General features: G+C 64.3%; 19 protein-coding genes. 17 read left to right on the top strand and 2 right to left on the bottom strand.

Annotation, left to right across the window (positions count from 1 at the left end):
• Nucleotides 1–145 precede the first annotated feature (145 nt).
• The 7 genes from AC1DB0_RS01875 to AC1DB0_RS01845 all read left to right on the top strand — a co-directional run bounded on the left by AC1DB0_RS01875 (nt 146) and on the right by AC1DB0_RS01845 (nt 8,874).
• Entirely contained in the window at nt 146–856 is a 711-nt protein-coding gene (locus tag AC1DB0_RS01875) for a gluconate 2-dehydrogenase subunit 3 family protein (protein ID WP_476758582.1), read from the top strand.
• 2 nt (nt 857–858) lie between these two features.
• Nucleotides 859–2,634: a GMC family oxidoreductase gene (locus AC1DB0_RS01870; RefSeq protein ID WP_054421438.1), complete on the top strand. Its 1,776-nt coding sequence runs from the start codon at nt 859–861 to the stop codon at nt 2,632–2,634.
• A gap of 12 nt (nt 2,635–2,646) precedes the next feature.
• Nucleotides 2,647–3,960, top strand: a complete 1,314-nt coding sequence (locus AC1DB0_RS01865; RefSeq protein ID WP_476758581.1) for a c-type cytochrome — start codon at nt 2,647–2,649, stop codon at nt 3,958–3,960.
• An 18-nt stretch (nt 3,961–3,978) separates the two neighbouring features.
• The gene (locus AC1DB0_RS01860) at nt 3,979–4,254 is read left to right on the top strand and encodes a hypothetical protein (RefSeq protein ID WP_476756724.1); all 276 of its coding nucleotides are present in this window, start codon (nt 3,979–3,981) and stop codon (nt 4,252–4,254) included.
• A gap of 131 nt (nt 4,255–4,385) precedes the next feature.
• Nucleotides 4,386–4,859 carry a P-loop nucleotide/nucleoside kinase family protein gene (locus AC1DB0_RS01855; protein WP_476756725.1) on the top strand — a complete coding sequence of 158 codons (474 nt, stop codon included), beginning with the start codon at nt 4,386–4,388 and terminating at the stop codon, nt 4,857–4,859.
• A gap of 104 nt (nt 4,860–4,963) precedes the next feature.
• Complete coding sequence (locus AC1DB0_RS01850) at nt 4,964–6,607, top strand: VRR-NUC domain-containing protein (protein ID WP_476756726.1); 1,644 nt, start codon at nt 4,964–4,966, stop codon at nt 6,605–6,607.
• Nucleotides 6,604–8,874, top strand: coding sequence for an ATP-dependent DNA helicase (locus AC1DB0_RS01845; RefSeq protein ID WP_476756727.1), 2,271 nt, complete (start codon nt 6,604–6,606; stop codon nt 8,872–8,874). The genes AC1DB0_RS01850 and AC1DB0_RS01845 overlap by 4 nt, the downstream gene beginning before the upstream one ends.
• Here AC1DB0_RS01845 and AC1DB0_RS01840 read toward each other — a convergent pair.
• Nucleotides 8,871–10,514, bottom strand: coding sequence for an MFS transporter (locus AC1DB0_RS01840; RefSeq protein WP_476758607.1), 1,644 nt, complete (start codon nt 10,512–10,514; stop codon nt 8,871–8,873). The genes AC1DB0_RS01845 and AC1DB0_RS01840 overlap by 4 nt on opposite strands.
• Nucleotides 10,515–10,790: 276 nt before the next feature.
• Here AC1DB0_RS01840 and AC1DB0_RS01835 point away from each other — a divergent pair, with 276 nt between their 5' ends.
• From AC1DB0_RS01835 to AC1DB0_RS01795, 9 genes are all read left to right on the top strand, one after another.
• Nucleotides 10,791–11,675, top strand: a complete 885-nt coding sequence (locus AC1DB0_RS01835) for a LysR family transcriptional regulator (RefSeq protein WP_476756728.1) — start codon at nt 10,791–10,793, stop codon at nt 11,673–11,675.
• Nucleotides 11,676–11,809: 134 nt separating this feature from the next.
• Nucleotides 11,810–13,303, top strand: a complete 1,494-nt coding sequence (locus tag AC1DB0_RS01830; protein ID WP_476756729.1) for an amidase — start codon at nt 11,810–11,812, stop codon at nt 13,301–13,303.
• Nucleotides 13,304–13,560: 257 nt separating this feature from the next.
• The gene (locus AC1DB0_RS01825) at nt 13,561–15,180 is read left to right on the top strand and encodes a methyl-accepting chemotaxis protein (protein WP_054421446.1); all 1,620 of its coding nucleotides are present in this window, start codon (nt 13,561–13,563) and stop codon (nt 15,178–15,180) included.
• Between the two features lie 8 nt (nt 15,181–15,188).
• Nucleotides 15,189–15,896: a chemotaxis protein CheW gene (locus AC1DB0_RS01820; RefSeq protein ID WP_476756730.1), complete on the top strand. Its 708-nt coding sequence runs from the start codon at nt 15,189–15,191 to the stop codon at nt 15,894–15,896.
• On the top strand, nt 15,893–17,179 hold the full coding sequence (locus AC1DB0_RS01815) for a CheR family methyltransferase (protein WP_342066064.1): 1,287 nt from the start codon (nt 15,893–15,895) through the stop codon (nt 17,177–17,179). The genes AC1DB0_RS01820 and AC1DB0_RS01815 overlap by 4 nt, the downstream gene beginning before the upstream one ends.
• A gap of 13 nt (nt 17,180–17,192) precedes the next feature.
• Nucleotides 17,193–17,834 carry a chemotaxis protein CheW gene (locus tag AC1DB0_RS01810; RefSeq protein WP_420840109.1) on the top strand — a complete coding sequence of 214 codons (642 nt, stop codon included), beginning with the start codon at nt 17,193–17,195 and terminating at the stop codon, nt 17,832–17,834.
• Nucleotides 17,831–20,227, top strand: a complete 2,397-nt coding sequence (locus AC1DB0_RS01805) for a response regulator (protein ID WP_476756731.1) — start codon at nt 17,831–17,833, stop codon at nt 20,225–20,227. The genes AC1DB0_RS01810 and AC1DB0_RS01805 overlap by 4 nt, the downstream gene beginning before the upstream one ends.
• Nucleotides 20,224–21,234 (top strand): chemotaxis-specific protein-glutamate methyltransferase CheB, encoded by a 1,011-nt coding sequence (gene cheB / locus AC1DB0_RS01800; protein ID WP_476756732.1) that lies wholly within the window; start codon nt 20,224–20,226, stop codon nt 21,232–21,234. The genes AC1DB0_RS01805 and cheB overlap by 4 nt, the downstream gene beginning before the upstream one ends.
• Before the next feature lie 34 nt (nt 21,235–21,268).
• Nucleotides 21,269–22,297, top strand: a complete 1,029-nt coding sequence (locus AC1DB0_RS01795; RefSeq protein ID WP_054421450.1) for a response regulator — start codon at nt 21,269–21,271, stop codon at nt 22,295–22,297.
• Nucleotides 22,298–22,361: 64 nt separating this feature from the next.
• Here the strand turns inward: AC1DB0_RS01795 and AC1DB0_RS01790 are convergent, their stop codons facing one another.
• Nucleotides 22,362–22,841, bottom strand: coding sequence for an Lrp/AsnC family transcriptional regulator (locus tag AC1DB0_RS01790; RefSeq protein ID WP_082386936.1), 480 nt, complete (start codon nt 22,839–22,841; stop codon nt 22,362–22,364).
• Nucleotides 22,842–23,020: 179 nt separating this feature from the next.
• Here AC1DB0_RS01790 and AC1DB0_RS01785 point away from each other — a divergent pair, with 179 nt between their 5' ends.
• Nucleotides 23,021–24,304, top strand: a complete 1,284-nt coding sequence (locus tag AC1DB0_RS01785) for a cystathionine gamma-synthase family protein (RefSeq protein ID WP_054421452.1) — start codon at nt 23,021–23,023, stop codon at nt 24,302–24,304.
• Nucleotides 24,305–24,322: the final 18 nt, after the last annotated feature.

The following is a 24,322-nucleotide window of genomic DNA, read 5'->3' as shown; positions in this document are numbered from 1 at the left end:
TGCACCTTCTCTTACGTCCCTTTTCAAGAGCAGGGTTTGATTTCAGTCAGTACAGAGCGTGTTGTCACTAGCTCGGCAGTTCGTGTTTCCAGGGTTCATGTTCGGTAGCGCGCTAGGACAACTTGGAATATTCACGGAGAAGTCTATGACAGATGATGCAAAGCCGCGCCGGCGGTTTCTGCAAGCGTTGGCCATTGTGCCGGCGTCGACGTTGGCGGTAGGTGCACTCACCACCGGCTGTACCAACGCGGCAGATGGCAAGGTCGCCCAGGCCAAGCMTTACGAGCCCACCTATTTCACCAAGCCCGAATGGGCCTTCATCGTTGCCGCGGTGGATCACCTGATCCCCGCCGACCAATATGGTCCGGGCGCGATCGAAGCCGGTGTGCCGGAATTCATTGATCGTCAGATGGAAACGCCGTTCGGCCACGGCAAGCTCTGGTACATGCAAGGCCCGTTCCACCCCGACCAGGTGCCGGAACTGGGTTATCAGCTGAATCAGAATCCGCGCGAGGTCTATCGCCACGGCATCGAAGCCTGTGACGCCTGGTGCGTGAAGACGCACGGCAAGGTGTACGCCGAACTGGATAAAGGCCTGCAGGAGCAGATTCTGAAGGATCTGCAAGGCGGCAAGATCGAGTTCGAAAGCGTGCCTTCCAAGACGTTCTTCAGCTTCCTTCTGTCCAACACCAAAGAAGGTTTCTTTGCCGACCCGATCTACGGCGGCAACAAGAACATGGTGGGTTGGAAGATGGTGGGCTTTCCCGGCGCGCGTGCCGACTATATGGACTGGGTTGACCAGCCCAACGTGAAGTACCCCTATGGCCCCGTGTCGATTTCTGGGGAGAAGGGTTAATCATGGCGATCAAGAAAGACAAAGTAGATGCGGTACTGGTTGGCTTCGGCTGGACCGGCGCGATCCTCGGGCAGGAACTGACCGAAGCGGGCTTGCAGGTGCTGGCGCTGGAACGCGGCGGCATGCAAGACACCCCGAAAGACGCCGAGTACCCCAAGGTGATCGACGAGCTGGCGTACTCCGTGCGCGGCAAGTTGTTCCAGGACCTGTCCAAAGAAACCGTGACGATCCGTCATGGCGTGGATGACGTTGCCGTGCCTTACCGCCAGAACGGTTCGTTCCTGCTGGGTACGGGCGTGGGCGGCGCGGGCTTTCACTGGAACGGCATGCACTATCGCGTGTTGCCGGAAGAGCTGGAACTGCGCACGCGCTACGAAACCCGCTACGGCAAGAAGTTCATTCCGGAAGGCATGACCATCCAGGACTTCGGCGTCACCTACGACGAATTGGAACCGTACTTCTCCAAGTTCGAATACGTGTGCGGCACGTCGGGCAAGGCTGGTAACCTGAACGGCAAGATCGTTGAAGGCGGCAACCCGCTGGAAGGCAAGCGCAGCAAGGAATTCCCGCTGCCCGCGCTGCCCAACACCTATGGCGCGCAGCTGTTCGAGAAGGCCGCGCGCGAGGTCGGGTTCAACCCGTATCCGGCGCCTGCCGCCAATGCCTCGGGTCCGTACACGAACCCGTATGGCGTGCGCCTTGGCCCCTGCAACTTCTGCGGCTTCTGCGAAAACTACGGCTGCTACATGTATTCGAAGGCATCGCCGCAGACGACGATTCTGCCGGTGCTCTTGAAGAAGCCCAACTTCGAACTGCGCACGCATTCGCAAGTCATCAAGGTCAACCTGGATTCGACCGGCAAGAAGGCCATCGGTGTCACGTACATCGACGCCCAAGGCCGCGAAATCGACCAGCCGGCCGACCTGGTGATCTTGTCGGCGTACCAGATGCACAACGTGCGTCTGTTGCTGCTGTCGGGCATCGGCAAGCCGTATGACCCGAAGACCAACGAAGGCGTGGTCGGCAAGAACTATGCGTATCAGATGAACGGCGCGGTTAACGTGCTGTTGCCCAAGGGCACCCAGCTGAACCCGTTTGTGGGTACCGGCGCGGGCGGCGTGGGCATGGACGATTTGAACGGCGACCAATTCGACCACGGCCCCCTGGGCTTTGTGGGCGGCGCCAGCATCCGCCACGTGCGCTACGGCGGCCGTCCGATCAAGCAGACGCCGACGACGCCGGGCACGCCGTCGTGGGGCACCGCCTGGAAGGCCGGTGTGCAAGACGCTTACCAGCGCTTCATGACGATCGGCATTTCGGGTTCGGTGATGTCGTACCGCGACGCTTATCTGTCGCTGGACCCGACCTACAAGGACGCCTACGGGCAGCCGCTGCTGCGCATGACGTTCGACTGGCATGACAACGAGTTCGACATGCTGGGCTACATGGGCAAGCGCATGGAGACCGTGGCCAAGGCCATGAACCCCGAGAAGCACTTTGTGGCGGTGCGCAAGAAGGGCGCGCGGTATGACACGCGCGTCTATCAAAGCACGCACAACACGGGTGGCGCGATCATGGGCTCGAACCCCAAGGAAAGCGTGGTCAACAAGTACCTGCAAAGCTGGGATGTGCCGAACGTGTTCGTGATGGGCGCCTGCGTGTTCCCGCAGAACATGGGCTACAACCCGACCGGTCTGGTGGGCGCCCTGGCTTATTGGGCCGCGCAGGCAATTCGCGACCAGTATTTGAAGAACCCCGGCCCGCTGGTCCAGGCTTAAGGAGACGGAACAATGTTGAAGCAAACCATTGTTGCGGCCTTCTCGGCCCTGGTCGCCAGCGCGGCGTTCGCCGCTGACGGCACGCCCGCCGCGCCCGATGCGCAGATGATCAAGCAGGGCGAATACCTGTCGCGCGCCGGTGACTGTATTGCCTGCCACACGGCCAGGGGCGGCAAGCCCTTTGCGGGCGGCTTGGGCATCGAGTCGCCGTTGGGCACGATCTATTCGACCAACATCACGCCCGATAAAGACACCGGTATCGGCAATTACACGTACGAAGACTTCGACCTGGCCGTGCGCCACGGCAAGGCGAAGGACGGGCATTCGCTGTATCCGGCCATGCCGTACACCGCGTACGCCAAGGTCACGCCGGATGACGTGAAGGCGCTGTACGCGTACTTCATGCATGGGGTGGAGCCGGTCAAGCAGGAAAACAAGGACACGGATATTTCGTGGCCAATGTCGATGCGCTGGCCCTTGACCGTGTGGCGCTGGATGTTTGCGCCGGACGTCGTCAGCGGCCCGGCCTCAAGCGACCTGAAGGGCGCTGACCGCGAAGCCTTGCTGCGCGGCCAGTACCTGGTGGAAGGCCTGGGCCATTGCAGCACCTGCCATACGCCGCGCGGCGTCGCCTTGCAAGAAAAGGCGCTGAGCGACAAGGATGGTTCTGCCTTCCTGTCGGGCGGCGTGGTGGAAGGCTGGCTGGCCAAGAACCTGCGCGGCGACGTCACCGACGGCCTGGGCAGCTGGACGAAGGAAGACATTGCCGTCTTCCTGAAGTCGGGCCGCAACGGCCATTCGGCAGCCTTTGGCGKCATGGCGCAGGTGGTGGAAGACAGCACGCAGCATCTGACCGATGCGGACCTGAACGCCATCGCGGTGTATCTGAAGAGCTTGCCGCCGGTCAACAAGGACGCCACCAAGCCTTTGGCTTATGACGAGTCCGTGGCCCAGGCGCTGCGTACGGGCAAGGACAAGGGCGATGGCGCCATGGCCTTCCTGAACAACTGCGCGGCCTGCCACCGCAGCACCGGCAAGGGCTACACGGAAACGTTCCCGCAGCTGGCGCTGAGCTCCACGGTGAATTCGGCGGACGCGACGTCGCTGATCCACATCGTGTTGAAGGGCGCCCAGATGCCGGGCACGACGGCGGCTCCCACGGCCTATGCCATGCCGGGCTTTGACTGGCGCATGACCGACAAGGAAGTGGCCGACGTAGTGACCTTCGTGCGCGCAAGCTGGGGCAACAAGGGGGCGGCAGTCAGCGCTTCCGACGTGGCCAAGGTGCGCAAGGACGTAGGCGCGGCGGCTCAGCCGGCGCGATAAGCCACGGCAGGAACTTGCTTGGATCGCATCGCGATGGTGCGAACCGATGCGATCCAAGGCGAACCCGCGGCGCCGGAAAGCTCAGGCTTTCCGGCGCCGTTTTCTTTTTCTGGGGGAATTGACAGGCGGCGGCGTCAGGCGCAAGCTCTGTTTCATGCGCCGACCCCTGACCCCGTTCGCCCTGATTATTACCACCATTACGATCATGGTGGGTTAGCGCGCGTCGGAACATCGCTACACAAACCCGCCAAGAGGCGGGTTTTTTGTTGGCTCGCCTTTTGCCTGTTTTTTTAAACGGAGAGCCCTTCATGACATCTTCAACCCCTTCCACTCCTGCCGCTTCTTCCACAGCCGCTTCTTCCACTGCCGCTTCTTCCACTGCCACTTCCACTTCTTCAACGCCTTCGACCCCTTCCACACCCTCGTTGCATTTTCTTTGCGGCAAGATCGCCGCAGGGAAATCGACGCTGGCTGCGGCGCTGGCCGCGCAGCCGGGCACGCTGTTGACCAGCGAAGACAACTGGCTGGCGGCGCTGTATCCGGGGGAAATCGTGGACATCACCGACTACGCGCGGTGCGCCAGCCGGCTGCGTAATGCGATGGGCAGCCATGTCGCGGCGCTGATCGGGGCAGGGTTGTCGGTGGTGCTGGACTTTCCGGCCAACACCCGCCGCAGCCGTGAATGGTTGCGGCAAGTCGCCGAGCAGGCCGGATGCCCGCATCAGCTGCACTACCTGGACGCTTCTGACGCGGTGTGCAAGGCCAGGCTCCAAGCGCGCAACGCGACGGGCGCGCATCCATTCACGACCACGGACGAGCAATACGACGCCATCACCGCGTACTTCGTGGAGCCGGACGCCGAAGAAGGCTTCAACATCGTCTGGCACCCGCAGCGCTGAATGCAGCGCTGAATGCAGTGACAAATCCAGCATGTTTTCCGCAACCGGCGGCGGATGCGCCTGCTATGATTACTGGATAAATACCCAGCTATCTGGCCAGGCCCATGTTTCCCCCGCATCGCTACTACTACCTGCACAATTTCCAGCGCGCCTTGGCGTGGGTCTCTGACCGCTACGCCGACTTGCTGGATGCCGCCGAACGCCGCTTCCTGGCCGATTTTTCGGCTTTGGCGCAGGCGTCGCAGGCGTTGATGGTGCGTATGCTGATGCGGCGCGGGCCGTGGTTTCGCGCCAGCCGGCTGGTGTACGAAGAAATCGAAAGCACCGAAGCCGCCGCCGCGCCGCTGGTGGCGCTGGGGTGGCTGGATGCGCACGCGCCCATGTCGCTGGACGAACTCTTCGCCCTGCACACCAAGCCGGAACTGTGCAAGATGTTTGCCGATGCCCCGGTGAAAGCCACGGCGCGCAAGGGGGATCTACTGGACGCCATGCGCGTTTTGCAGCCCGAACCCAAGGCGTATCCGGCGTGGAACCCCGCAGCGGACGAGCCCGTCTGGCGCGTGATGGTGGGCGATCTTTGCGAACGCTTCCGGCTGATGTTCTTTGGCAACCTCTATCAAGACTGGTCGGAATTCGTGCTGGCCGACTTGGGGGTGTTCCAGTACGAGGCTGTGCCGTTCGAGGCGTCGTCCCGGGCGTTTCAAACGCGTGCGGATGTCGACGGCTATCTGGCTTTGCAGGCGTGCCGGGCGGCGCTGGATGAGGGTGCCGAGATGGATGCGCTGCTACAGGCGGTGGATGCGTGCGCCAGCCAGAACCCCTGGCTGGAAAAGCGGCGCGCCAAGGTTTTGTTTCGCATCGGCCAAGCCTGTGAACGCGCGCAGGCGTGGCCGGACGCGCAATCGGCGTACGAACGCTGCGTGTATCCGGGCGCGCGACATCGCCGTATCCGTGTCCATGAACGCATGGGGCAGTTTGACGATGCCCTGGCTTTGGCCTTGCTGGCGCAAGACGCTCCCGAAAGTGAAGAAGAAAGCCAGCGCGTGGCGCGCATGCTGCCGCGCTTGTATCGCAGCGTGGGCAAGGGTAAACCGGCCCGGCCGGCGGCGCCCGCATTGCTGCGTACCGACTTGGTGTTGCCGCGTCCCGCTGCGCCTGCGGCAGTGGAATTCGTCACGCGCGACCATCTGCATCAAGACGACGCGCCCGTGCATTACGTGGAAAACGCGCTGATCAATTCGCTGTTCGGGCTGCTGTGCTGGCCCGCCGTGTTCGCGCCGTTGCCGGGCGCGTTCTTTCATCCGTTCCAGCGCGGCCCCGCCGATCTGGACGCACCCGATTTCCATCAACGCCGCGTGGCCCAGTTTGCGGATTGCTTGGCGCGGTTGGACACGCCGGGTTATCGCGACGTGATCTTGCGGCGTTACGCGGACAAGGCGGGTGTGCAGTCGCCGTTCGTGTTCTGGGGCGCCTTGTCGGAAGGGCTGCTGTTGCAAGCGCTGGATTGCCTGCCCGCCACGCACCTGAAGCTGTATTTCACGCGGCTGCTGCGCGACGTCAAAACCAACCGTTCGGGCCTGCCAGACCTGATTCGTTTCTGGCCGGCCGAGCGCCGCTATGAACTCATCGAGGTCAAAGGGCCGGGCGACAAATTGCAAGACAACCAGATCCGCTGGCTACAGTACTGCGTCTCGCACGGCATGCCCGTGCGGGTCTGCCATGTCAGTTGGCAGGAGGGCGCGGCATGAGCTACGCCGTAGCGGTGCGCGCGCTGTGCGAATTCACGGCGCGGGCGGGTGACCTGGACTTGCGCTTCACGCCCGCGCCGACGGGGCTGGAAGGCATGGCGGGCCATGCCGTCGTCACGGGCCGCCGTGGCCCGGACTACGAAACCGAAGTGGCGCTGTCCGGCCAGCATGAAACCTTACTGGTGCGGGGCCGCGCGGATGGCTACGACCCCGTGGCCAATCAGCTTGAAGAGGTCAAGACGTATCGCGGCTCGCTGGACAGCGTGCGTGAGAATCACCGCGTGGTGCACTGGGCGCAGGCGCGCGTGTACGGCCATCTGCTGTGCCAGTCGCGCGGGTTGGAGCAGGTGCGCGTGGCGCTGGTGTATTTCAACGTGGTCACCGAAGAAGAGACGGTGCTGGTGGAAACGCACCAGGCCGCTGAACTTGCCACGTTCTTCCAGGAACAATGCAATCGGTTCCTGGCGTGGGCCAAGACCGAGCTTGCGCATCGTCAGACGCGTGACGCGGCGTTGGAAAAGCTGGCGTTTCCGCACGGCGAATTTCGCGCAGGCCAGCGCGACCTGGCAGTTGCCGTGTACCGCACGGCGCGCGATGGCCGTTGCCTGATGGCGCAGGCGCCCACCGGCATCGGCAAGACCTTGGGCACGATCTTCCCGCTGCTCAAAGCCAGCCCAGGCACGGGGCTGGACAAGGTGTTCTTCCTGGCGGCCAAGGGTTCGGGCCGGGGTTTGGCCATTGAAGCCCTGGACACCCTGAACGCCCAGCCCGCGGCGCCCGGCTTGCGCGTACTGGATCTTCAAGCGCGCGACAAAACCTGCGAACACCCTGACCTGGCTTGCCACGGAGATTCCTGCCCGCTGGCGCAGGGCTTTTATGACCGCCTGCCAGAAGCGCGCGAAGCGGCGCTGCAACACGAGCGGCTGGATGCGCCCACCGTGCGCGCCACGGCGCGCGAGCATCAGGTTTGCCCGTACTACTTGTCGCAAGAGCTGATCCGCTGGAGCGATGTGGTCGTGGGTGACTACAACTATTACTACGACTCGTCGGCCATGCTGTACGCCATGACGCAGGCCTACCAGTGGAAGGTCGCGGTGCTGGTCGACGAGGCGCACAACCTGGTTGACCGCGCGCGCCGCATGTACACCGGCGAGCTGGATCAGGCGTCGTTGTCGGCGGCGCGCTATGCCGCGTCCAAAGCGTTGAAGAAGCCGCTGGACGGCTTGCAGCGTTCTTGGAATGCGTTGAACAAGAAGCAGACGGAACGCTATCAGGCCTATGAGATGGTGGCGCCCGGTGTGTTGTCGGCCGTGCAAAAGGCGGTGGGCGCCATCATGGAATCCATGGCGGAAACCCCGTTGCCGCAAGACGACCCGGTGCTGGTTTTCTATTTCCAGGCGCTGCAATTCATGCGGCTGGCCGAACAGTTTGGCTCGCACGCCTTGTTCGATGTGACCTTGTCGGACGTGGGGGTGGCCAGCGCCAAGACGCGGCCCTCGACCTTGTGCGTGCGCAACGTGATTCCGGCGCCGTATCTGGCGGCGCGTTACGCAGCGGCGCATGCCACCGTGCTGTTTTCCGGCACGCTCAGCCCGCAGCAGTTCTACCGCGACACGCTGGGCTTGCCGAAAGACACCCCGTGGATCGACGTGGCCGCGCCATTTCAAGCGGCGCAGCTGGCGGTGCGCGTGGTGGGCAACGTATCCACACGCTATCGCGACCGCGAACGGTCGCTTGCGCCTATCGTCGACTTGATCGCCAGCCAGTACGCCGACCGGCCGGGCAACTACCTGGGCTTCTTAAGCAGCTTTGATTACCTGCGTCAGGTGTCGGACCTGATGCGCGAGCGTCACCCGGGCGTGCCGATCTGGTTGCAGACGCCGGGCATGGGCGAAGCCGACCGCGCGGCGTTTCTGGCGCGCTTTACCGACACGGGCCAAGGCGTGGGCTTCGCGGTGTTGGGCGGCGCGTTTTCCGAAGGGGTGGACTTGCCGGGCAAGCGCCTGATAGGCGCCTTCATCGCCACGCTGGGGCTGCCGCAGGTGAACCCGGTGAACGAAAACATGAAGCGGGCCATGGACTTGCGCTATGGCGAAGAGAACGGCTACGACTACACCTACCTGTATCCCGGCATGCAAAAGGTGGTGCAGGCAGCAGGCCGCGTGATCCGCACCGAACAGGATGTGGGCACGGTGCATCTTATCGACGACCGCTATCGGCGCGCCAAAGTGCGCGGTCTGCTGCCGAGCTGGTGGCGGGTGGATTAGCCCCGGTTGCTCTGCTGTGGCGTTATGGCCGGGGCAGCGGTTCGGTCAATGGCCGACGCCCCGTGCCGCGAGGCGATGCGCTCACGCCTGCATAGCAAGGCGTAGATCGCCAGCGCGGTCAACAGCGCGATGCCGGCCAACACATGCAGCACCACGCGGAAGGCGTCGTCATAGATGTGTTGCAGCAGCGCAATGGCGGGCGGCTGCGCACGCGGTGGCGTATTCGGTGTCGCCGCCGGCACCTGCGCAGTTGCCGTCACCCGTGCATTCGGTGGCTCGGCCGGCACCTGCGCAGTTGCCGTTACCCGTGCATTTAGCGGCTCGGCCGGCAGCAGCGCCGCAGCTTCCTCCAGCTGACCCAGCGCTGCGCGATTCGCCGCCATCAACAGGGAAGGGGCATCGGTGGCGCCGGGTAGCGCTGCCGACAACTGCGTCTGAATCAACCCGGCCAGCAGGGCGCTAACCACTGCAATCGCCACACCGTCCGCCGACACGCGTACGGTGTTGAAGATGCCGGTCGCCATGCCGACATTGCGCGCGTCGACGACGCTGACCGCCATCGCATCCATCAAGCCCCATGGCAGGCCGATGCCGATGCCGATCAGACACATGGGCAGCCACAAACCGGCCGCGCCGGTGGTCATGACGCTGGCCAGCCACAAGAGGCCGATGGCCACCGCAATCAAGCCGACGGCCGACAGTACGCCGGGCTGGAACCAGCGCGTCAGCAGCGCCGCCACGAACGGCACGATGAGCAAAGGCGCGGCCAGGCCGATCATCAACTGCCCCGCTTCCCATGCGCTGTAGCCGTCGATGCCGATGAAGCGGCCGGGCAAGAGCGCGATCAGCACGATGAACAAAAACGCGGGCGAGGCCGCCAGCACCTGCACGCCCACAAAGCGCGAGCTGCGAAACAGGCTCAGGTCCAGCATGGGGCGGGCGACGCGGCGTTCGATGCGCACGAACGCCACGGCCAACAACACGGATGCGAGTAGCGCGCCGATGACGTACACATCCCCCCAGCCTGCCTCGGGCGCCAGCAGCATGCCGTAGGTGAACAGCCCGAGCGCCCCGGTAAAGGTGAGCGCGCCGGGCCAGTCCAGCCGGCCTTGCGCCGCAACGGTGGTCGGGCGCACGCTGATGGCGACCATGACGGCGCCCAGTACGCCCACGGCGCCCGTGGCCAGGAACACCCATTCCCAGCCCGCCGCCTCCACCATCCAGCCCGACGCGAGCGGTCCGAACGACAAGCCGATGCCGAAGGTGGTGCCCAGCAAACTGAACGCGCGGGTGCGCGCCACGCCGTGAAAGAGCGGCGCCAGCGACGACATGGCAGCGGCGAACGCGGCCGCGCCGCCCATGCCTTGCAGGAGCCGCAGTACGTCGATCCAAGCGGCCGTTGGCACAAACGGAATCACGAAGGTGGCCGCGCAGAACCCCACCAGACCCAACAGCCAGACCCGGCGCGGCCCGTACAGGTCGGTCAGGCTGCCCGACACCATGATGACGCTGCCATACGCCAGGATGTAGCCGTTCAATATCCAGTTGAGCTCGACCGGCGTTCCCCCCAGCGCGTGGCTGATGGATGGCAACACGACGGCGGGGCCGGTGAAGCACAACGGAATGAGCAGGGCTGTCAGGCAGGCGGACAGCAGTTGCAGCCAACGGTAGGGAGAAGCCGGTGGAAGAGACGCGGAGGGAAGGAAAGCGGGAGGAAGGGAAGCGGAGGGAAGGCAAGCGTTGGGAAGGCAAGCGTTGGGAAGGGACGCGGAGACAACAGGGGTGGGCATAACGCAAGGGCATCTGTAGACAGGGAGGCCAAGCTTAGGGGCACAGATATAAAAGAAAAATAGGCTAGGATTCCAAAGATTCCGGACAAATATGTCCGCATTGAGATTCGCATTGGGGTGCGTGGGATGGATAGCCTGAGCGGCATCGGCGTGTTTGTGCTGGTCGCGGAGACGCGCAGTTTTTCCGAAGCCGGCCGTGTGCTGGGCGTGTCGCCATCGGCGGTGGGCAAGAGCGTGGCGCGGATGGAGGCGCGCTTGAAGGTGCGTTTGTTTCATCGCAGCACCCGCCACATTGCCCTGACGCCCGAGGGCGAAAAATTCCTGGACCGTTGCCGCCGCATTCTGTCTGAGGTCGAGGCGGCCGAACTGGAATTGTCCGCCGCGTCCGACGCGCCGCAGGGCAAGCTGCGGGTCAGCCTGCCGCGCTACAGCGGGCTGTTCGACACCACCATCGCGAGCTTCATGCGCCACTACCCCGAGGTGGAGCTGGACCTGGATTTCACCGACCGGATGGTCGACGTGATCGGCGAAGGCTACGACGCCGTGGTGCGCACCGGCGAGATGGACGACTCCGGCCTGAAGCGCCGCCGCCTGGGGCCGTTTCGCCGCGTGCTGGCGGCATCCCCCGATTACTTGCGTGAGCACGGCACGCCCAAACGCGCGGCCGATCTGCTGCGCCATGCCTGCCTGCATTACCGCTACCCGGCCACGGGCCGGCTGGAAAAATGGCCGTTGAAGCGGGGGCCTGACGCGCCGCCGCTCGAGCTGCCGCTGACCTTGGTGTGCAACAGCGTCGAGATGCGGATTGCGTTGGCGGTGGGCGGGCAGGGCATCGTCTGCCTGCCCGACTTTACGATTCGCCGGGAGTTGGCCGCAGGCCAATTGCAGATCGTGATGGAGGACCGCACGCGCGGCAGCGGCACGATGTGGGCGCTGTGGCCCGCCAGCCGCCAGGCATCGCCCAAGTTACGCGTGTTCGTCGACCACTTGGCGCAGCATTTATTTCCGTGACATTCGCAGCACGGCAGGGCTGAAATTAGCCACTTGTGTCCAAGGGGACGCGCCATTAGCATGACGAGCATCATATTCAGCGGCGCCGCAAGTGACCGCTGTGCCGACAACAATAGTCACCCCAGGAGACCCGCATGCCCCCCGCCACGCCGGCTGATTCCACCCGCTTGAATCCCATCGTCGCCATGCCGGCCCACGCCTTGTCGGACGCCATCCGGCGGCGCGAGCTGTCCTGTGTCGAGGTCATGGGCGCCTATCTGGCCCATATCGACCACGTCAATCCCAAGCTCAACGCCATCGTGGCCCGGCGCGACGCGGATGCGCTGTTGCGCGAAGCCGCCGAGCGCGACGCTCAGCTGGATGCGGGCCAGTGGCTGGGCTGGATGCACGGCATGCCTCAGGCGCCCAAGGATTTGACGGCTGTGCGCGGCATGGTCACGTCGATGGGTTCGCCGGTCTATCAGGATCAGGTGACGCCGCATGATTCCATCATGATCGAGCGGGTGCGGGCGTCGGGCGCTATTTTCATCGGACGCACCAACGTGCCGGAATTTGGCTTGGGCTCGCATACCTATAACGCGGTGTACGGGGCCACGGGCAACCCCTATGACCTCTCCAAGACCGCAGGGGGCAGCAGTGGTGGCGCCGCCGCCGCGCTGGCCGCCCGCATGTTGCCGGTGGCGGACGGCAGCGATTTTGGCGGTTCGCTGCGTAACCCCGCCGCGTTCTGCAACGTGTATGGCATGCGCCCGTCTGCCGGCCGGGTGCCATTTGGGCCGTCGACGGATGTGTTCTTGAAGCAGCTGTCGTACGAAGGCCCCATGGGCCGCACCCCGCGCGACGTGGCGTTGCTGCTGTCGGTGATGGCGGGCCACGACAAGCGTTCGCCCTTGTCGCTGCGCGATGACCCTGCGCAGTTCGCCGCGCCGCTGGACGCGGACATGCACGGCAAACGTATCGGCTGGTTGGGCGACTGGGACGGCTATCTGCCCATGGAGCCGGGCATTCTGGACCTTTGCACGCAGGCGTTGGGCGTGCTGGGTTCCGCGGGCTGCAAGGTTGCCGACTACCAGGTGCCGTTCGCGGGCGAGCGCTTGTGGCGCATGTGGCTGGCGCACCGCCACCTGATGGTGGGCGGCCAATTGCACGGGCTGGTCGAAAACCCCGAGACGCGCAAGCTCGTGAAGCCAGCGGTGATCTGGGAAGTCGAAGGGCTGGACGGCATGACCGCGCGCCAGGTCTACCAGGCGACTGAAGAGCGCAGCGCCTGGTATCAGACCGTGCTGCGGATGTTTGAAGACGTTGATTATCTGGCCGTGCCCTCGGCGCAGGTCTTTCCCTTTGACGTCACATTGGACTGGCCCAAGCACATTGCCGGGCGCCCCATGGACACCTATCACCGTTGGATGGAGACGGTAACGCCGTGGACGCTGGCGGGTTGCCCCATCATCAGCGTGCCGGTGGGCTTCAACGCGCAAGGCCTGCCGATGGGGATGCAGTTGATCGGCCCGCCGCAGGCGGACTTCGACGTGCTGCGTCTGGCCCATGCCTACGAACAGGCCAGCGCACCGGCCGCCGACTGGGTCAACACCCGGTTGCCGGATGCGCTGTGGCGGGCGCCCGCCTGACCCCGGGATTGCGTACGGTCTGTCACCGTAAAACACAAGCGCTGGTAACCAGGCTTTGCATTTTTCCGACGAACCGGGCMATGATGCAGGGGTTTCCCTTGTTTTTCATGGCTCAGCCTGCCAGCCTTTGCAATAATTAGTGAACCTCTCCACATCCCGTCATGAACAGGCGTAGGCGCGCGGCAACGCGCGCCGGGTCGTTCAGCGGCGTTCCTTCGGGGCGCTGTAGCGTTGGTCCAGCACAAAGGTCTCCCGGCATGAAGAATCTGACACTCCGCCAGCGCATCCTGGCCAGCTTCCTGGTTGTTCTGGCCATCATGGCGTTGATGGTGGTGGTGGATTACCGGCGCTTGCTGCAAATCGAAGCCGAAGTCGCCACGATCAATACCGACGCCGTGCCGGGCATTTACTACAGCACGTCGATCCGCGCCTCGTGGTTTGCGGGCTTTGTGGTGGTGCAGGACGCCTACAACTCGGACACCGATCAGGAACGCCGCGCCGCGCTGGAAGCGTTGCCGAAGAATGATCAGCTACTGGACGACAGCGTTGAGCAGTACCGCCGCACCATTGCGCGCGGCGATGACCGCAGGATGTTCGACGAGTTCGAAAAGGAATTGAAGGAATACAAGCTCATCCGCGCTGACATCCTGGCGCCCGCCGCTATCGGCGATGTCGCGCGCACGCAGGCACGTATCAAGACTGAACTGCGTCCCGCGTTCTACAAGGGCCGCGATACCCTGGCCAAGATGGTGGCCGAGAATAAAAAGCAGGCCGACGATTCGGCCCTCAGCATCCAGAAGGCGGTCGATACCGCTGAAGCGGGCATGTTGATCTCGCTGGCCCTGGCCATTGCCGCCGCCATTATCTGCGGCGTCATGTTGATGCGCGCCATTGCCAACCCGATGCGCGACATCGTCAAGACCTTGGAATCCACTGGCGGCGGCGACTTGACCCGCCGCTTGTCGCTGGCGCGCAAAGACGAATTCAACGCCATCGAAACCGGCTTTAACGGCATGGTCGACGAGCTGACCGGGCTGGTCGGCAAGACGCAGCGTTCCGCCGTGCAGGTGGCGACCTCCGTCACGGAAATTGCCGCCACGTCCAAGCAGCAGCAGGCCACCGCGTCAGAAGTAGCGGCCACGACGACCGAAATCGGCGCGACTTCGCGCGAGATCTCGGCCACGTCGCGCGAATTGGTCCGCACCATGACCGAAGTGTCCAGCGCGGCCGAGCAGACTGCGTCGTTGGCGGGCAGCGGCCAGGTGGGCTTGGCGCGCATGGAAGACACGATGCGCAATGTGGTGGGCGCAGCCGGTTCCGTCAACGCCAAACTGGCCATCCTGAACGAGAAGGCCGGCAACATTACTCAGGTGGTCACAACGATTACGAAGGTAGCGGACCAGACCAACCTGCTGTCGCTGAACGCGGCGATTGAAGCCGAGAAGGCCGGCGAGTACGGCCGCGGCTTCGTCGTGGTGGCCACCGAGATCCGCCGCCTGGCTGACCAGACGGCCGTCGCCACCTATGACATCGAGCAGATGGTGCGCGAGATTCAGTCGTCGGTGTCCGCGGGCGTGATGGGCATGGACAAGTTCTCGGAAGAAGTGCGGCGCGGCATGGCCGACATGCAACAGGTGGGCGACCAGCTGTCGCAGATCATCCAGCAAGTGCAGACGCTGGCGCCGCGCGTGCAGATGGTTAACGAAGGCATGCAGGCGCAGGCGACCGGCGCCGAGCAGATCAATCAGGCCTTGCAGCAACTGAGCGATGCCGCCCAGCAAACCGTGGAGTCCCTGCGTCAATCCAGTCTGGCCATTGAAGAGCTGACGCTGGTGGCCAACGACCTGCGCAGCGGCGTGTCGCGCTTCAAGGTGTGAGCCGGGCCATGGCGCAATGGGCTCCGGCATCTGACGCAAACGCGGCCCGGGCGGCCGCGCGGCGGCTATACCTGCTGTTTCGCATCGGCGGCGACCGCTATGCGCTGGACGCGGGCGATGTGGTCGAGGTGCTGGGGATGCGGATGTTGAAGCAGGTGCCTGGCGCGCCGGCTTGGGTGGCGGGCATGCTGGACCGGCGCGGCGTGCCGGTGCCGGTAATCGACATGAGCCAATTGGCCGGCAAGAGCGCAGCGGCTGCCGTGACCAGCACGCGTCTGGCGCTGGTGCGTTATGGCGTGGACGCCGCGGATGGCGGAAATGGCGGAAATGGCGGGAATGGCGGAAATGGCGGAAATGGCGGGAATAGCGGGAATAGCGGGAATAGCGGAAATGGCGGCCGTTTGCTGGGATTGATTCTGGAGCAGGCGACCGAAACCGTGCACTACGACTCGGCCGCGTTCAAGCCTTACGGGCTGGATAACCCCGGCGCGCGTTACCTGGGGCCGGTGCTAAGCGACGCGCATGGCATGGTGCAGGCGGTCAAGGTGGCGGACCTGTTGCCGGCGTCTGTACGGGCTTTGTTGTATCCGCCGGACGACCGCAGGGATGCAAACGCCGACGCGAATTCCGACGCGAATTCCGGCGCGAATTCCGGCGAGAATTCCAGCGCGAATGCCGCGGCGAACGCCGGTGCAAACCCCGGGACCCAGCCATGAATCTGGTCGACGATTTCAGCGCCTTGCTCAAACGCAAGATGGGGCTGGACAGCGGCTCCATCGGCAAGGCCGCCGTCGAACGCGCCGTGCGCCACCGCATGGGCGCGGTAGATGCGGCGGATGAACGCGATTATCTGATGCGGGTGCAGACCGACCCCGCCGAAATGCAGCAGCTGATCGAAGCGGTCATCGTGCCGGAAACGTGGTTTTTCCGGTATCCGGAATCGCAGGCCGCCATGGCCAGGCTGGCGCGCGAGCGCTTGTTTGCCGTTGGCGTGCCCGACAACCGCGTGTTGCGCGTGCTGAGCGTGCCGTGTTCCAGCGGCGAAGAACCGTATTCCATCGCCATGGCCTTGTTGGACGCGGGCGTGCCGGCCTCGCGTTTTGAGGTGGACGCGGTGGACATCAGCGAGCGCATGGTTGAATTCGCCCGGCGCGCGGTCTACGGCCGCAATTCTTTCCGGGGCGACGATCTGGCCTACCGCGGCCGCCATTTCACTGAAACGGCCGACGGCCACCAGCTAGCCGACATGGTTCGCGCGCGGGTGCGCTTCCAGCAGGGCAACCTGTTCGATACCCATCTGTTGGCGGGCGCCGCGCCGTACGACTTTGTGTTCTGCCGCAACCTGTTGATCTATTTCGACGGCCCTACCCAGGAACGCGCCGTGCAGGTGCTGCGCCGTTTCACGCGTGGCGACGGCGTGATCTTCGTCGGGCCGGCTGAAACCAGTTTGATGACCGCGCGCCGTCTGCCCGCCGTGCCTGTCGCGCGCTCGTTCGCGTTTCTGGCTCAGACCTTGCCGCCGCCCGCCGAGACGTTCGCGCCGCCCAAGCCGATGGTGCATGCGTGGACGCCGCCGCGCCGGCCCGTCGCCCAGACGCCGGCCGCGCGCTTGCCGTTAGCGCACGCGGCGATTGCGCCGGCGCCGATGGATCGCGTAGCGCCCGCCGCTCGCCCTGACACGCCCAGCGCCGACGCCTCGCTGCGCCAGATCGCGGCCATGGCCGACCAGGGCAGGGTGCAGGACGCTATGGCCAAGTGCCAGGCGCATCTGGATATCCACGGCGCCAGCGCCGATGCGCTGCACCTGCTGGGCTTGCTGCAAGATGCCGCAGGCGACGCGCGTCAGGCGCAAACGTCGTATCGCAAGGCCCTGTATCTGGACCCGACGCACCGCGAAGCGCTGCTGCATCTGGCCGCGCTGATTGCGTCGGCGGGCGACACCGAAGGCGCGCGCCGCTTGCAAGCCCGCGCGGCGCGACAGGAGGCTCGACGTGACTGAATCTCTTGCCTTCATGTCCGACGTGGACGACTGCTGGAACCGCATCGGCATTCGCGGCGACAAAAGCTGCGAGCAGTTGGCCGGCCATGTGCACTGCCGCAATTGCCCGGTTTACGCGACCGCCGCCAAGCGCATTCTGGACCGCCTGCCGCCGCAGATGGAATCGTTGGAAGACGAGTCCGACGGGCAAGACAGCACCCGGCTGTCGTCGCTGCTGGTGTTTCGCCTGAACCGCGAATGGCTGGGCCTGCCCACGCGCTCGCTGGACGAAGTGGCCGCCACGCGCGCCATTCTGACGTTGCCGCATCGGCGCGACCCCGCCGTGCTGGGCGTGACGAACGTGCGCGGCACGCTGACCGTCTGTGTGTCGCTGGCGCGTCTGCTCAGCCTGGAAGCGGGCGCCGCAGAATTCCGTGACCGGCCGGCCGCGGCCCGCATGCTGATCTTCGGCGGCGCAGGGCGCGCGGTGGTGTTGCCGGTGGACGAAGTGGAAGGTATCCACGCCGTTGACCTGGACCAGTTGGAGCCATTGCCTGCCACGGTTGAAGGCGCCAGCTTGAAATACTCTCGCGGCGTGGCCCGCTGCGGCACGCGTAGCGTGGGCGTACTGGACGAGAATTTGTTGATGCAAGCTTTGGAACGGAGCCTGGCGTGAATCCGGACGAAATGCGCGACGCATCTTTGCTGGAGCTGTTCCAGCTGGAAACCCGCACTCAGGTGCAGGTGCTCAACAACGGCTTGCTGGCGCTGGAACACAACCCGACGTCGGCGCCGCAGCTCGAGGCCTGCATGCGCGCGGCCCATTCGTTGAAAGGCGCGGCCCGCATCGTGGACTTGCATCCGGCGGTGCGCATCGCGCATGCCATGGAAGACTGCCTGGTCGCGGCGCAGGAAGGGCGCCTGCGCTTGCAGGCCACCGACATCGATGCCTTGTTGTTGGGCGCGGACTTGTTGCAGCGCGTGGCCACGCCCGGCGTGGAGCTGGGCGCCGAGATCGACGACCTGGTCATGCGCCTGAGCAACGCGCCCAATGCGCCACCTGCCGCGCCGCCCACGCCGCCACGCGAACCCCGGCCGTCGGATTTCTTCCCGCCTATCCAGCGGCTGGATGATCCGCCGCCGACGCTGTCGGCAGCCACGTCATCAGGTTTCCCGACATCGGCATCCCCGTCTTCGGCTTTCCCGTCATCAGGTTTCCCGTCATCGGCATCCCCGACATCGGCATCCCCGTCTTCGGCGTCTCAGGCGCCGGCCGCGCAGGCGTTAACGCGCCGCACGTCGGACCAAGGGCTGTCGGACGGCGAACGCGTGCTGCGCGTGACGGCGGATACCTTGAACAAGTTGCTGGGGCTGTCCAGCGAAACGCTGGTGGAATCGCACTGGATCGGGCCATTCGGCGCGTCCATGCTGCGCTTGCGCCGTTTGCAATCGGGCGCAGGCCAGGCGCTGGACGGCGTGCGCGCGGCGCTCGCGGGCCAGCAGGTGGATGCGCGCGTGCAGGCCGCGTTGGACGACGCGCAGCGCATCGTCGAACAATGCCAGCAAGAGCTCACGCAGCGCACCAGCGAAGTCGATGAATTCGGCTGGCGCATGAGCCATCTGGCGCAACGCCTGTACGACACCGCGCTGGCGTGCCGCATGCGGCCGTTTGGCGACGGGCTGGGCGGCATGGCGCGCATGGTGCGGGACCTGGGCCGCTCGTTGGGCAAGCAAGTGCGGCTGGAGATCGAAGGCGACGCCACGCAGGTTGACCGCGACATCCTGGAAAAGCTGGACGCGCCGTTGATGCATTTGCTGCGCAACGCGGTGGATCACGGCATCGAAATGCCGATGGACCGCATGGATGCCGGCAAGTCGCCCGAAGGGCTGATCAAGCTGTCGGCGCGCCACGCAGCGGGCATGCTGCTGATTGAATTGAGCGACGACGGCGCAGGCATTTCGCTGGACCGGCTGCGCGTGGAAGTGGTGCAGCGCAAACTGACGAACTCCGAAACGGCTGCGCGTTTGAGCGAGGCCGAGCTGCTGGAATTCCTGTTCCTGTCGGGCTTCAGCACGCGGGGCGAAGTCACCGAGATCTCGGGGCGCGGCGTGGGGCTGGACGTGGTGCAGACCATGGTGCGGCAACTGCGCGGCGCCGTGCGCATCCATCAGACAACGGGCCATGGCACGCGCTTCGTGCTGGAAATGCCCTTGTCGCTGTCGGTCGTGCGCAGCTTGCTGGTCGAGGTGCAGGGCGAGATTTATGCGTTCCCGCTGGCCTACGTCAACCACGCCTTGCAGGTGCGCGCGGAAGACATCGAACAATTGGAAGGCCATCAGCATTTCCGCTTCATGGACCGGCAGATTGGCCTGGTCTCGGCGCGTCAGATTTTGCACGCGGGCGAACCCGCGCCGGGGGCGGAGTCGGTGGCGGTGGTGGTCGTGGGCAGCCACGACACGCAGTACGGCATCGCCGTGGATCGTTATGTGGGTGAACGCACGCTGGTGGTCCAGCCGCTGGACCCGCGTCTGGGCAAGGTGCAGGACGTGATGGCGGGGGCGTTGATGGATGACGGCACGCCGCTGTTGATCCTGGATGTGGAAGACATGCTGTTGTCGGTGCAAAAGCTGATTGAAGGCGGCCGGTTGACGCGCGTGGATGGCGGTGGCGCCATCGTCCAGACGCGCCGGCGCAAGCGTGTGCTGGTGGTTGACGATTCGTTGACCGTGCGCGAACTGGAACGCAAGCTGCTTGTGAATCGGGGCTTTGATGTGGCGGTGGCGGTAGACGGCATGGACGGCTGGAACATGCTGCGCGGCGAAGATTTCGACCTGGTTGTCACCGATGTGGACATGCCGCGCATGGACGGCATCGAGCTCGTGTCGCGCATCAAGGCCGATCCCAAGTTGCAAAGCCTGCCGGTAATGGTAGTGTCCTACAAAGATCGTGAAGAGGATCGGCGGCGCGGGCTGGATGCCGGCGCTGATTACTATCTGGCCAAGGGCAGCTTCCACGATGATGCGCTGCTTGACGCTGTTGAAGATTTGATCGGAAAGGCACTCACGTGAGAATCGGGATCGTCAACGATCTGCAAATGGCGGTTGAGACCCTGCGGCGCGCCATCGCGCTTGAACCGGGCCTGCAAGTGGCCTGGGTGGCGTCCAACGGCGAAGAGGCCGTCGCGCAATGCGCACGCGATCGGCCCGATGTGGTGCTGATGGACTTGATCATGCCCGTCATGGACGGCGTCGAGGCCACGCGCCGCATCATGGCGGAATCGCCCTGCGCCATCGTCGTGGTGACGGCCGACGTGGCCCGTCACACGTCGCGCGTGTTCGACGCCATGGGCCACGGCGCGCTGGACGCGGTGGATACGCCCGTCGTCGGCGGCGCGGATATGCGCACCGCCGCCGCGCCCTTGTTGCGCAAGATCCGCAACATTGGCTGGCTGATCGGCCGTTACGGCAACCGCCCGGCGCTGACACCCGTCGAGAAACCTGCCCCCAAGCATGATGCCCAGCGCTTGCTGGTCATTGGCGCTTCCGCAGGCGGCCCGGCGACGCTGGCGCAATTGCTGCGCGATTTGCCGCTGAATTTTCCGGCGGGCATCGTGCTGGTGCAGCATGTGGACGCGTCGTTTGCCGCCGGCATGGCCGATTGGCTGAACGATCAGGTGCTGTTGCCGGTGCGGCTGGTGCGCGAAGGCGAACGGCCGCTGCCGGGCCAGGTACTCTTGGCCGGCACGGACGACCACCTGCATCTGCTGGCCGATGGCACCTTGCGCTACACCGAAAACCCCAAGGAAAGCCTGTACCGGCCTTCCATCGATGTGTTCTTCCATAGCGTGGCGCAGCATTGGCGCGGGCTGGCGGTGGGCGTGCTGCTGACCGGCATGGGGCAGGACGGCGCGCGCGGCTTGAAGGCGCTGCGTGAACGCGGCTGCCTGACCATCGCCCAGGACCAGGCCACCAGCGCCGTGTACGGCATGCCCAAGGCGGCGGCCGCGCTAGAGGCCGCCGTGGAAATCAGACCATTGGATCAAATCGCCTCCCGCTTGATTCAGGCATTTGCCTGAGCGGATTGCTATTGCCAGACATCAAGGAATGACTATGCACCCTCCCATAGACAGCTCGGCCTCCGCGGACCTGAACTCGCACGCGGCCATGGTGCTGCTTGTTGACGATCAGGTCATGGTGGGCGAGGCGATCCGGCGGGCGCTGGCCACGGAAGGGAACATTGATTTTCACTATTGCTCGGACCCCTACAAGGCGCTGACGGTAGCGATTCAAACGCGGCCCACCGTCATTCTGCAAGACCTGGTGCTGCCGGGCGTGGACGGCTTGAGTCTCGTGCAGGAATACCGCAACCATCCGGTCACGCGCGATATCCCCATCATCGTGCTGTCCACCAAGGAAGACCCCGCCATCAAGAGCGCCGCCTTTGCGGCGGGCGCCAACGATTACCTGGTGAAGCTGCCCGATTCCATTGAGCTGGTGGCGCGCATTCGCTACCACTCGCGTTCGTATCTGGCGCTGGTGCAACGCGACGAGGCCTATCAAGCACTGCGTCAAAGCCAGCAGCAGCTGCTGGAAAGCAATATGGAATTGCGCCGGCTGACCAATTCCGACGGGCTTACTGGCTTGGGCAACCGCCGTTATTTCGACGAATACCTCAACGCGGAATGGATGCGCGCGCGCCGCGATGGCCGCGAGATCAGCATGCTGATGATCGATGTCGACCACTTCAAGGCCTACAACGACACCTATGGCCACATCGCAGGCGACGAAGCGTTGAAGCGCGTCGCCAACACCATCTTCGCCAGCTGCGACCGTTCAACAGATTTGGCGGCACGCTTTGGCGGCGAAGAGTTTGCGCTGGTGTTGCCCGGCACGCCGGCCGGCAGCGCGCGTTTGGCGGCCGAGAAGCTGCGCCGCGCGGTGGAAGCGATGCAGATTCCGCAGAAGGACATGGACTCTGGCCCGTGGCTGACCGTCAGCATCGGCACGGCGACGGCCATTCCGGCTGAGGCGCAACCTTGCACCGATCTGATCCAAGTAGCTGACCGCGGCCTTTATCAGGCCAAGCGCCTGGGCCGCAACCGTGTCGTGCCAGGGCAGATACCGGCGGCGACGGAATAAGCCGCAGTGCAGCGCCAGCTGCGGCGCTGGCATGGCCGGCACTACCGCTGTGGCATGGCCGACACTACAGATGCAGCTTGGTCGATGACTTCACTTCGTGCATTGACAGCGTGCTGAGCAGTTCCTTCACGCCAGGCAAGGTGCGCAAGCGGTTGCGTACAAATTCCGAATACGCATCGAAGTCGCGCGCCACGATGTGCAGCAGGTAATCGTGCTGCCCGGTTGTGTTGTGGCAGGCCAGCACTTCGGGCATGGCGGCTATTGCCGCTTCGAAGGCGTGGCACAACTTTTCGGTGTGGTTTTCCAGCGAGATGCTGACGAACGCCACCACCCCCATGCCTAGCGCGCGGCGGTCCAGAATGGCCTGATAGCCGCGGATGACGCCCGAGGTCTCCAGCCGTTTCAACCTTTTCCAGCAAGGCGAGGCCGACAGCGATACGCGCTCGGCCAGTTCCGCATTGCTCAACCGCCCATCTTCTTGAAGGATTTTCATGATTTTCCAATCGATCGCGTCAAGTTGATGTAACAAGGCAGTGTCTTTCATAAATTCGTTCTGGTGGGAAATAACGTTTCACATTATCGCGGTCTTGTGGACGATTTGGAAAGAAAATTGGCCTAGCCTGCGCCCATACTGCAATACATTCCGAGGCGGCCGGCGCTATTGTCAAACCCTGTGAGACGCGCCTGCCCGATCGGCTGGACCCCCAGAGAAAGAGGCACACCATGACGTATTCGACTTATCACAAGAAAGATATTTTCGGCCGGCCCCTGCATGCGGAAACGCAGATGATGTCTTACGGCTACGACCCGTTCCTGTCGGAAGGCGCGGTCAAGCCGCCGGTATTCCTGACGTCGACGTTTGCGTTCCGGTCGGCCGAAGATGGCGCGGAATTCTTTGATCTGGTGTCGGGCCGCAAGCCCTTGCCGCAGGGCGAAACGGCGGGTCTGGTGTATAGCCGTTTCAACCATCCCAACCTGGAAATCGTTGAAGACCGGCTGGCGTTGCTGGATGGTTCGGAAGCGGCCGCCGTGACGGCAAGCGGCATGGCGGCGATCAGCGCGGTATTGATGGCGTTCCTACGCCCTGGCGATCAGCTGGTGCAGTCGTTGCCCTTGTATGGCGGCACTGAAACGCTGATTGCCAAGATCTTTCCGGAATGGGGGATTGGCTCGCATCCCATCCAGGATGGCTTGTCGCCCAAACACATGCGCGCCGCACTGGAAGCGGCTGCCGCCAAAGGCCCGGTGCGCGTTTTCTATGTGGAAACGCCCGCCAACCCCACCAACGCGCTGATCGATTTCGAAGCCATGAAGAACGAGCTGGACGCCTTCGAGACGCGTCACGGCTATCGCCCGGTCTCGGTGTGCGACAACACGCTGCTGGGCCCGATCTTCCAGAAGCCTGCCGAGCACGGCGTGGACTTGTCGGTCTATTCGCTGACGAAGTATGTGGGCGGCCACAGTGACCTGGTGGCGGGCGCCGTCACGGGTTCGAAGGAGCTGATCAAGAAGGTGCGCGGTATCCGCAGCGCGTTTGGCTCGCAGCTGGACCCGCATTCGTGCTGGATGATCACGCGGTCAATGGAAACGGTGGTGCTGCGCATGAAGCAGGCGGCGCGCACGGCGACCAAGGTGGCGCAGTGGCTGGCCGGCAATCCGTATGAAAAGGTGCAGATCTTTCACCCCGAGATGATCACCGACCGCACGTATCAAGAGGTCTACAAGCGGCAATGCACGGGGCCGGGCTCCACGTTCGCCTTCGTGGTGGAAGGCGGCCGCGAGCGCGCGTTCCGCCTGATCAATGCGCTGCATCTGTTCAAGTCGGCGGTCAGCCTGGGCGGCACGGAATCGCTGGTGTGCCACCCGGCGTCGACCACGCACTCGGGTGTGCCTGCGGCCGAGCGCGATGCGGCGGGCGTGTCGGAAGGGCTGATTCGCATCTCGATCGGGCTGGAGCACGAAGAAGACCTGATCGCCGATATGGACCACGCCTTCCGCGGGCGCTGACGGGCGCGGCGCTTATGT

Source organism: Achromobacter sp. 10T422 (genome assembly GCF_056394065.1).
Note: the sequence above shows the minus strand (reverse complement) of the source record. Positions and strands in the feature narration are given on the sequence as shown.

What these genes read in the sequence shown, in the direction of transcription:
- AC1DB0_RS01870 (WP_054421438.1), top strand. Translation starts at nt 859, where the DNA reads ATGGCGATCAAGAAAGACAAAGTAGATGCGGTACTGGTTGGCTTCGGC.
- AC1DB0_RS01850 (WP_476756726.1), top strand. Translation starts at nt 4,964, where the DNA reads ATGTTTCCCCCGCATCGCTACTACTACCTGCACAATTTCCAGCGCGCC.
- AC1DB0_RS01845 (WP_476756727.1), top strand. Translation starts at nt 6,604, where the DNA reads ATGAGCTACGCCGTAGCGGTGCGCGCGCTGTGCGAATTCACGGCGCGG.
- AC1DB0_RS01835 (WP_476756728.1), top strand. Translation starts at nt 10,791, where the DNA reads ATGGATAGCCTGAGCGGCATCGGCGTGTTTGTGCTGGTCGCGGAGACG.
- AC1DB0_RS01830 (WP_476756729.1), top strand. Translation starts at nt 11,810, where the DNA reads ATGCCCCCCGCCACGCCGGCTGATTCCACCCGCTTGAATCCCATCGTC.
- AC1DB0_RS01825 (WP_054421446.1), top strand. Translation starts at nt 13,561, where the DNA reads ATGAAGAATCTGACACTCCGCCAGCGCATCCTGGCCAGCTTCCTGGTT.
- AC1DB0_RS01820 (WP_476756730.1), top strand. Translation starts at nt 15,189, where the DNA reads ATGGCGCAATGGGCTCCGGCATCTGACGCAAACGCGGCCCGGGCGGCC.
- AC1DB0_RS01815 (WP_342066064.1), top strand. Translation starts at nt 15,893, where the DNA reads ATGAATCTGGTCGACGATTTCAGCGCCTTGCTCAAACGCAAGATGGGG.
- AC1DB0_RS01810 (WP_420840109.1), top strand. Translation starts at nt 17,193, where the DNA reads ATGTCCGACGTGGACGACTGCTGGAACCGCATCGGCATTCGCGGCGAC.
- AC1DB0_RS01795 (WP_054421450.1), top strand. Translation starts at nt 21,269, where the DNA reads ATGCACCCTCCCATAGACAGCTCGGCCTCCGCGGACCTGAACTCGCAC.
- AC1DB0_RS01790 (WP_082386936.1), bottom strand. Translation starts at nt 22,841, where the DNA reads ATGAAAGACACTGCCTTGTTACATCAACTTGACGCGATCGATTGGAAA.
- AC1DB0_RS01785 (WP_054421452.1), top strand. Translation starts at nt 23,021, where the DNA reads ATGACGTATTCGACTTATCACAAGAAAGATATTTTCGGCCGGCCCCTG.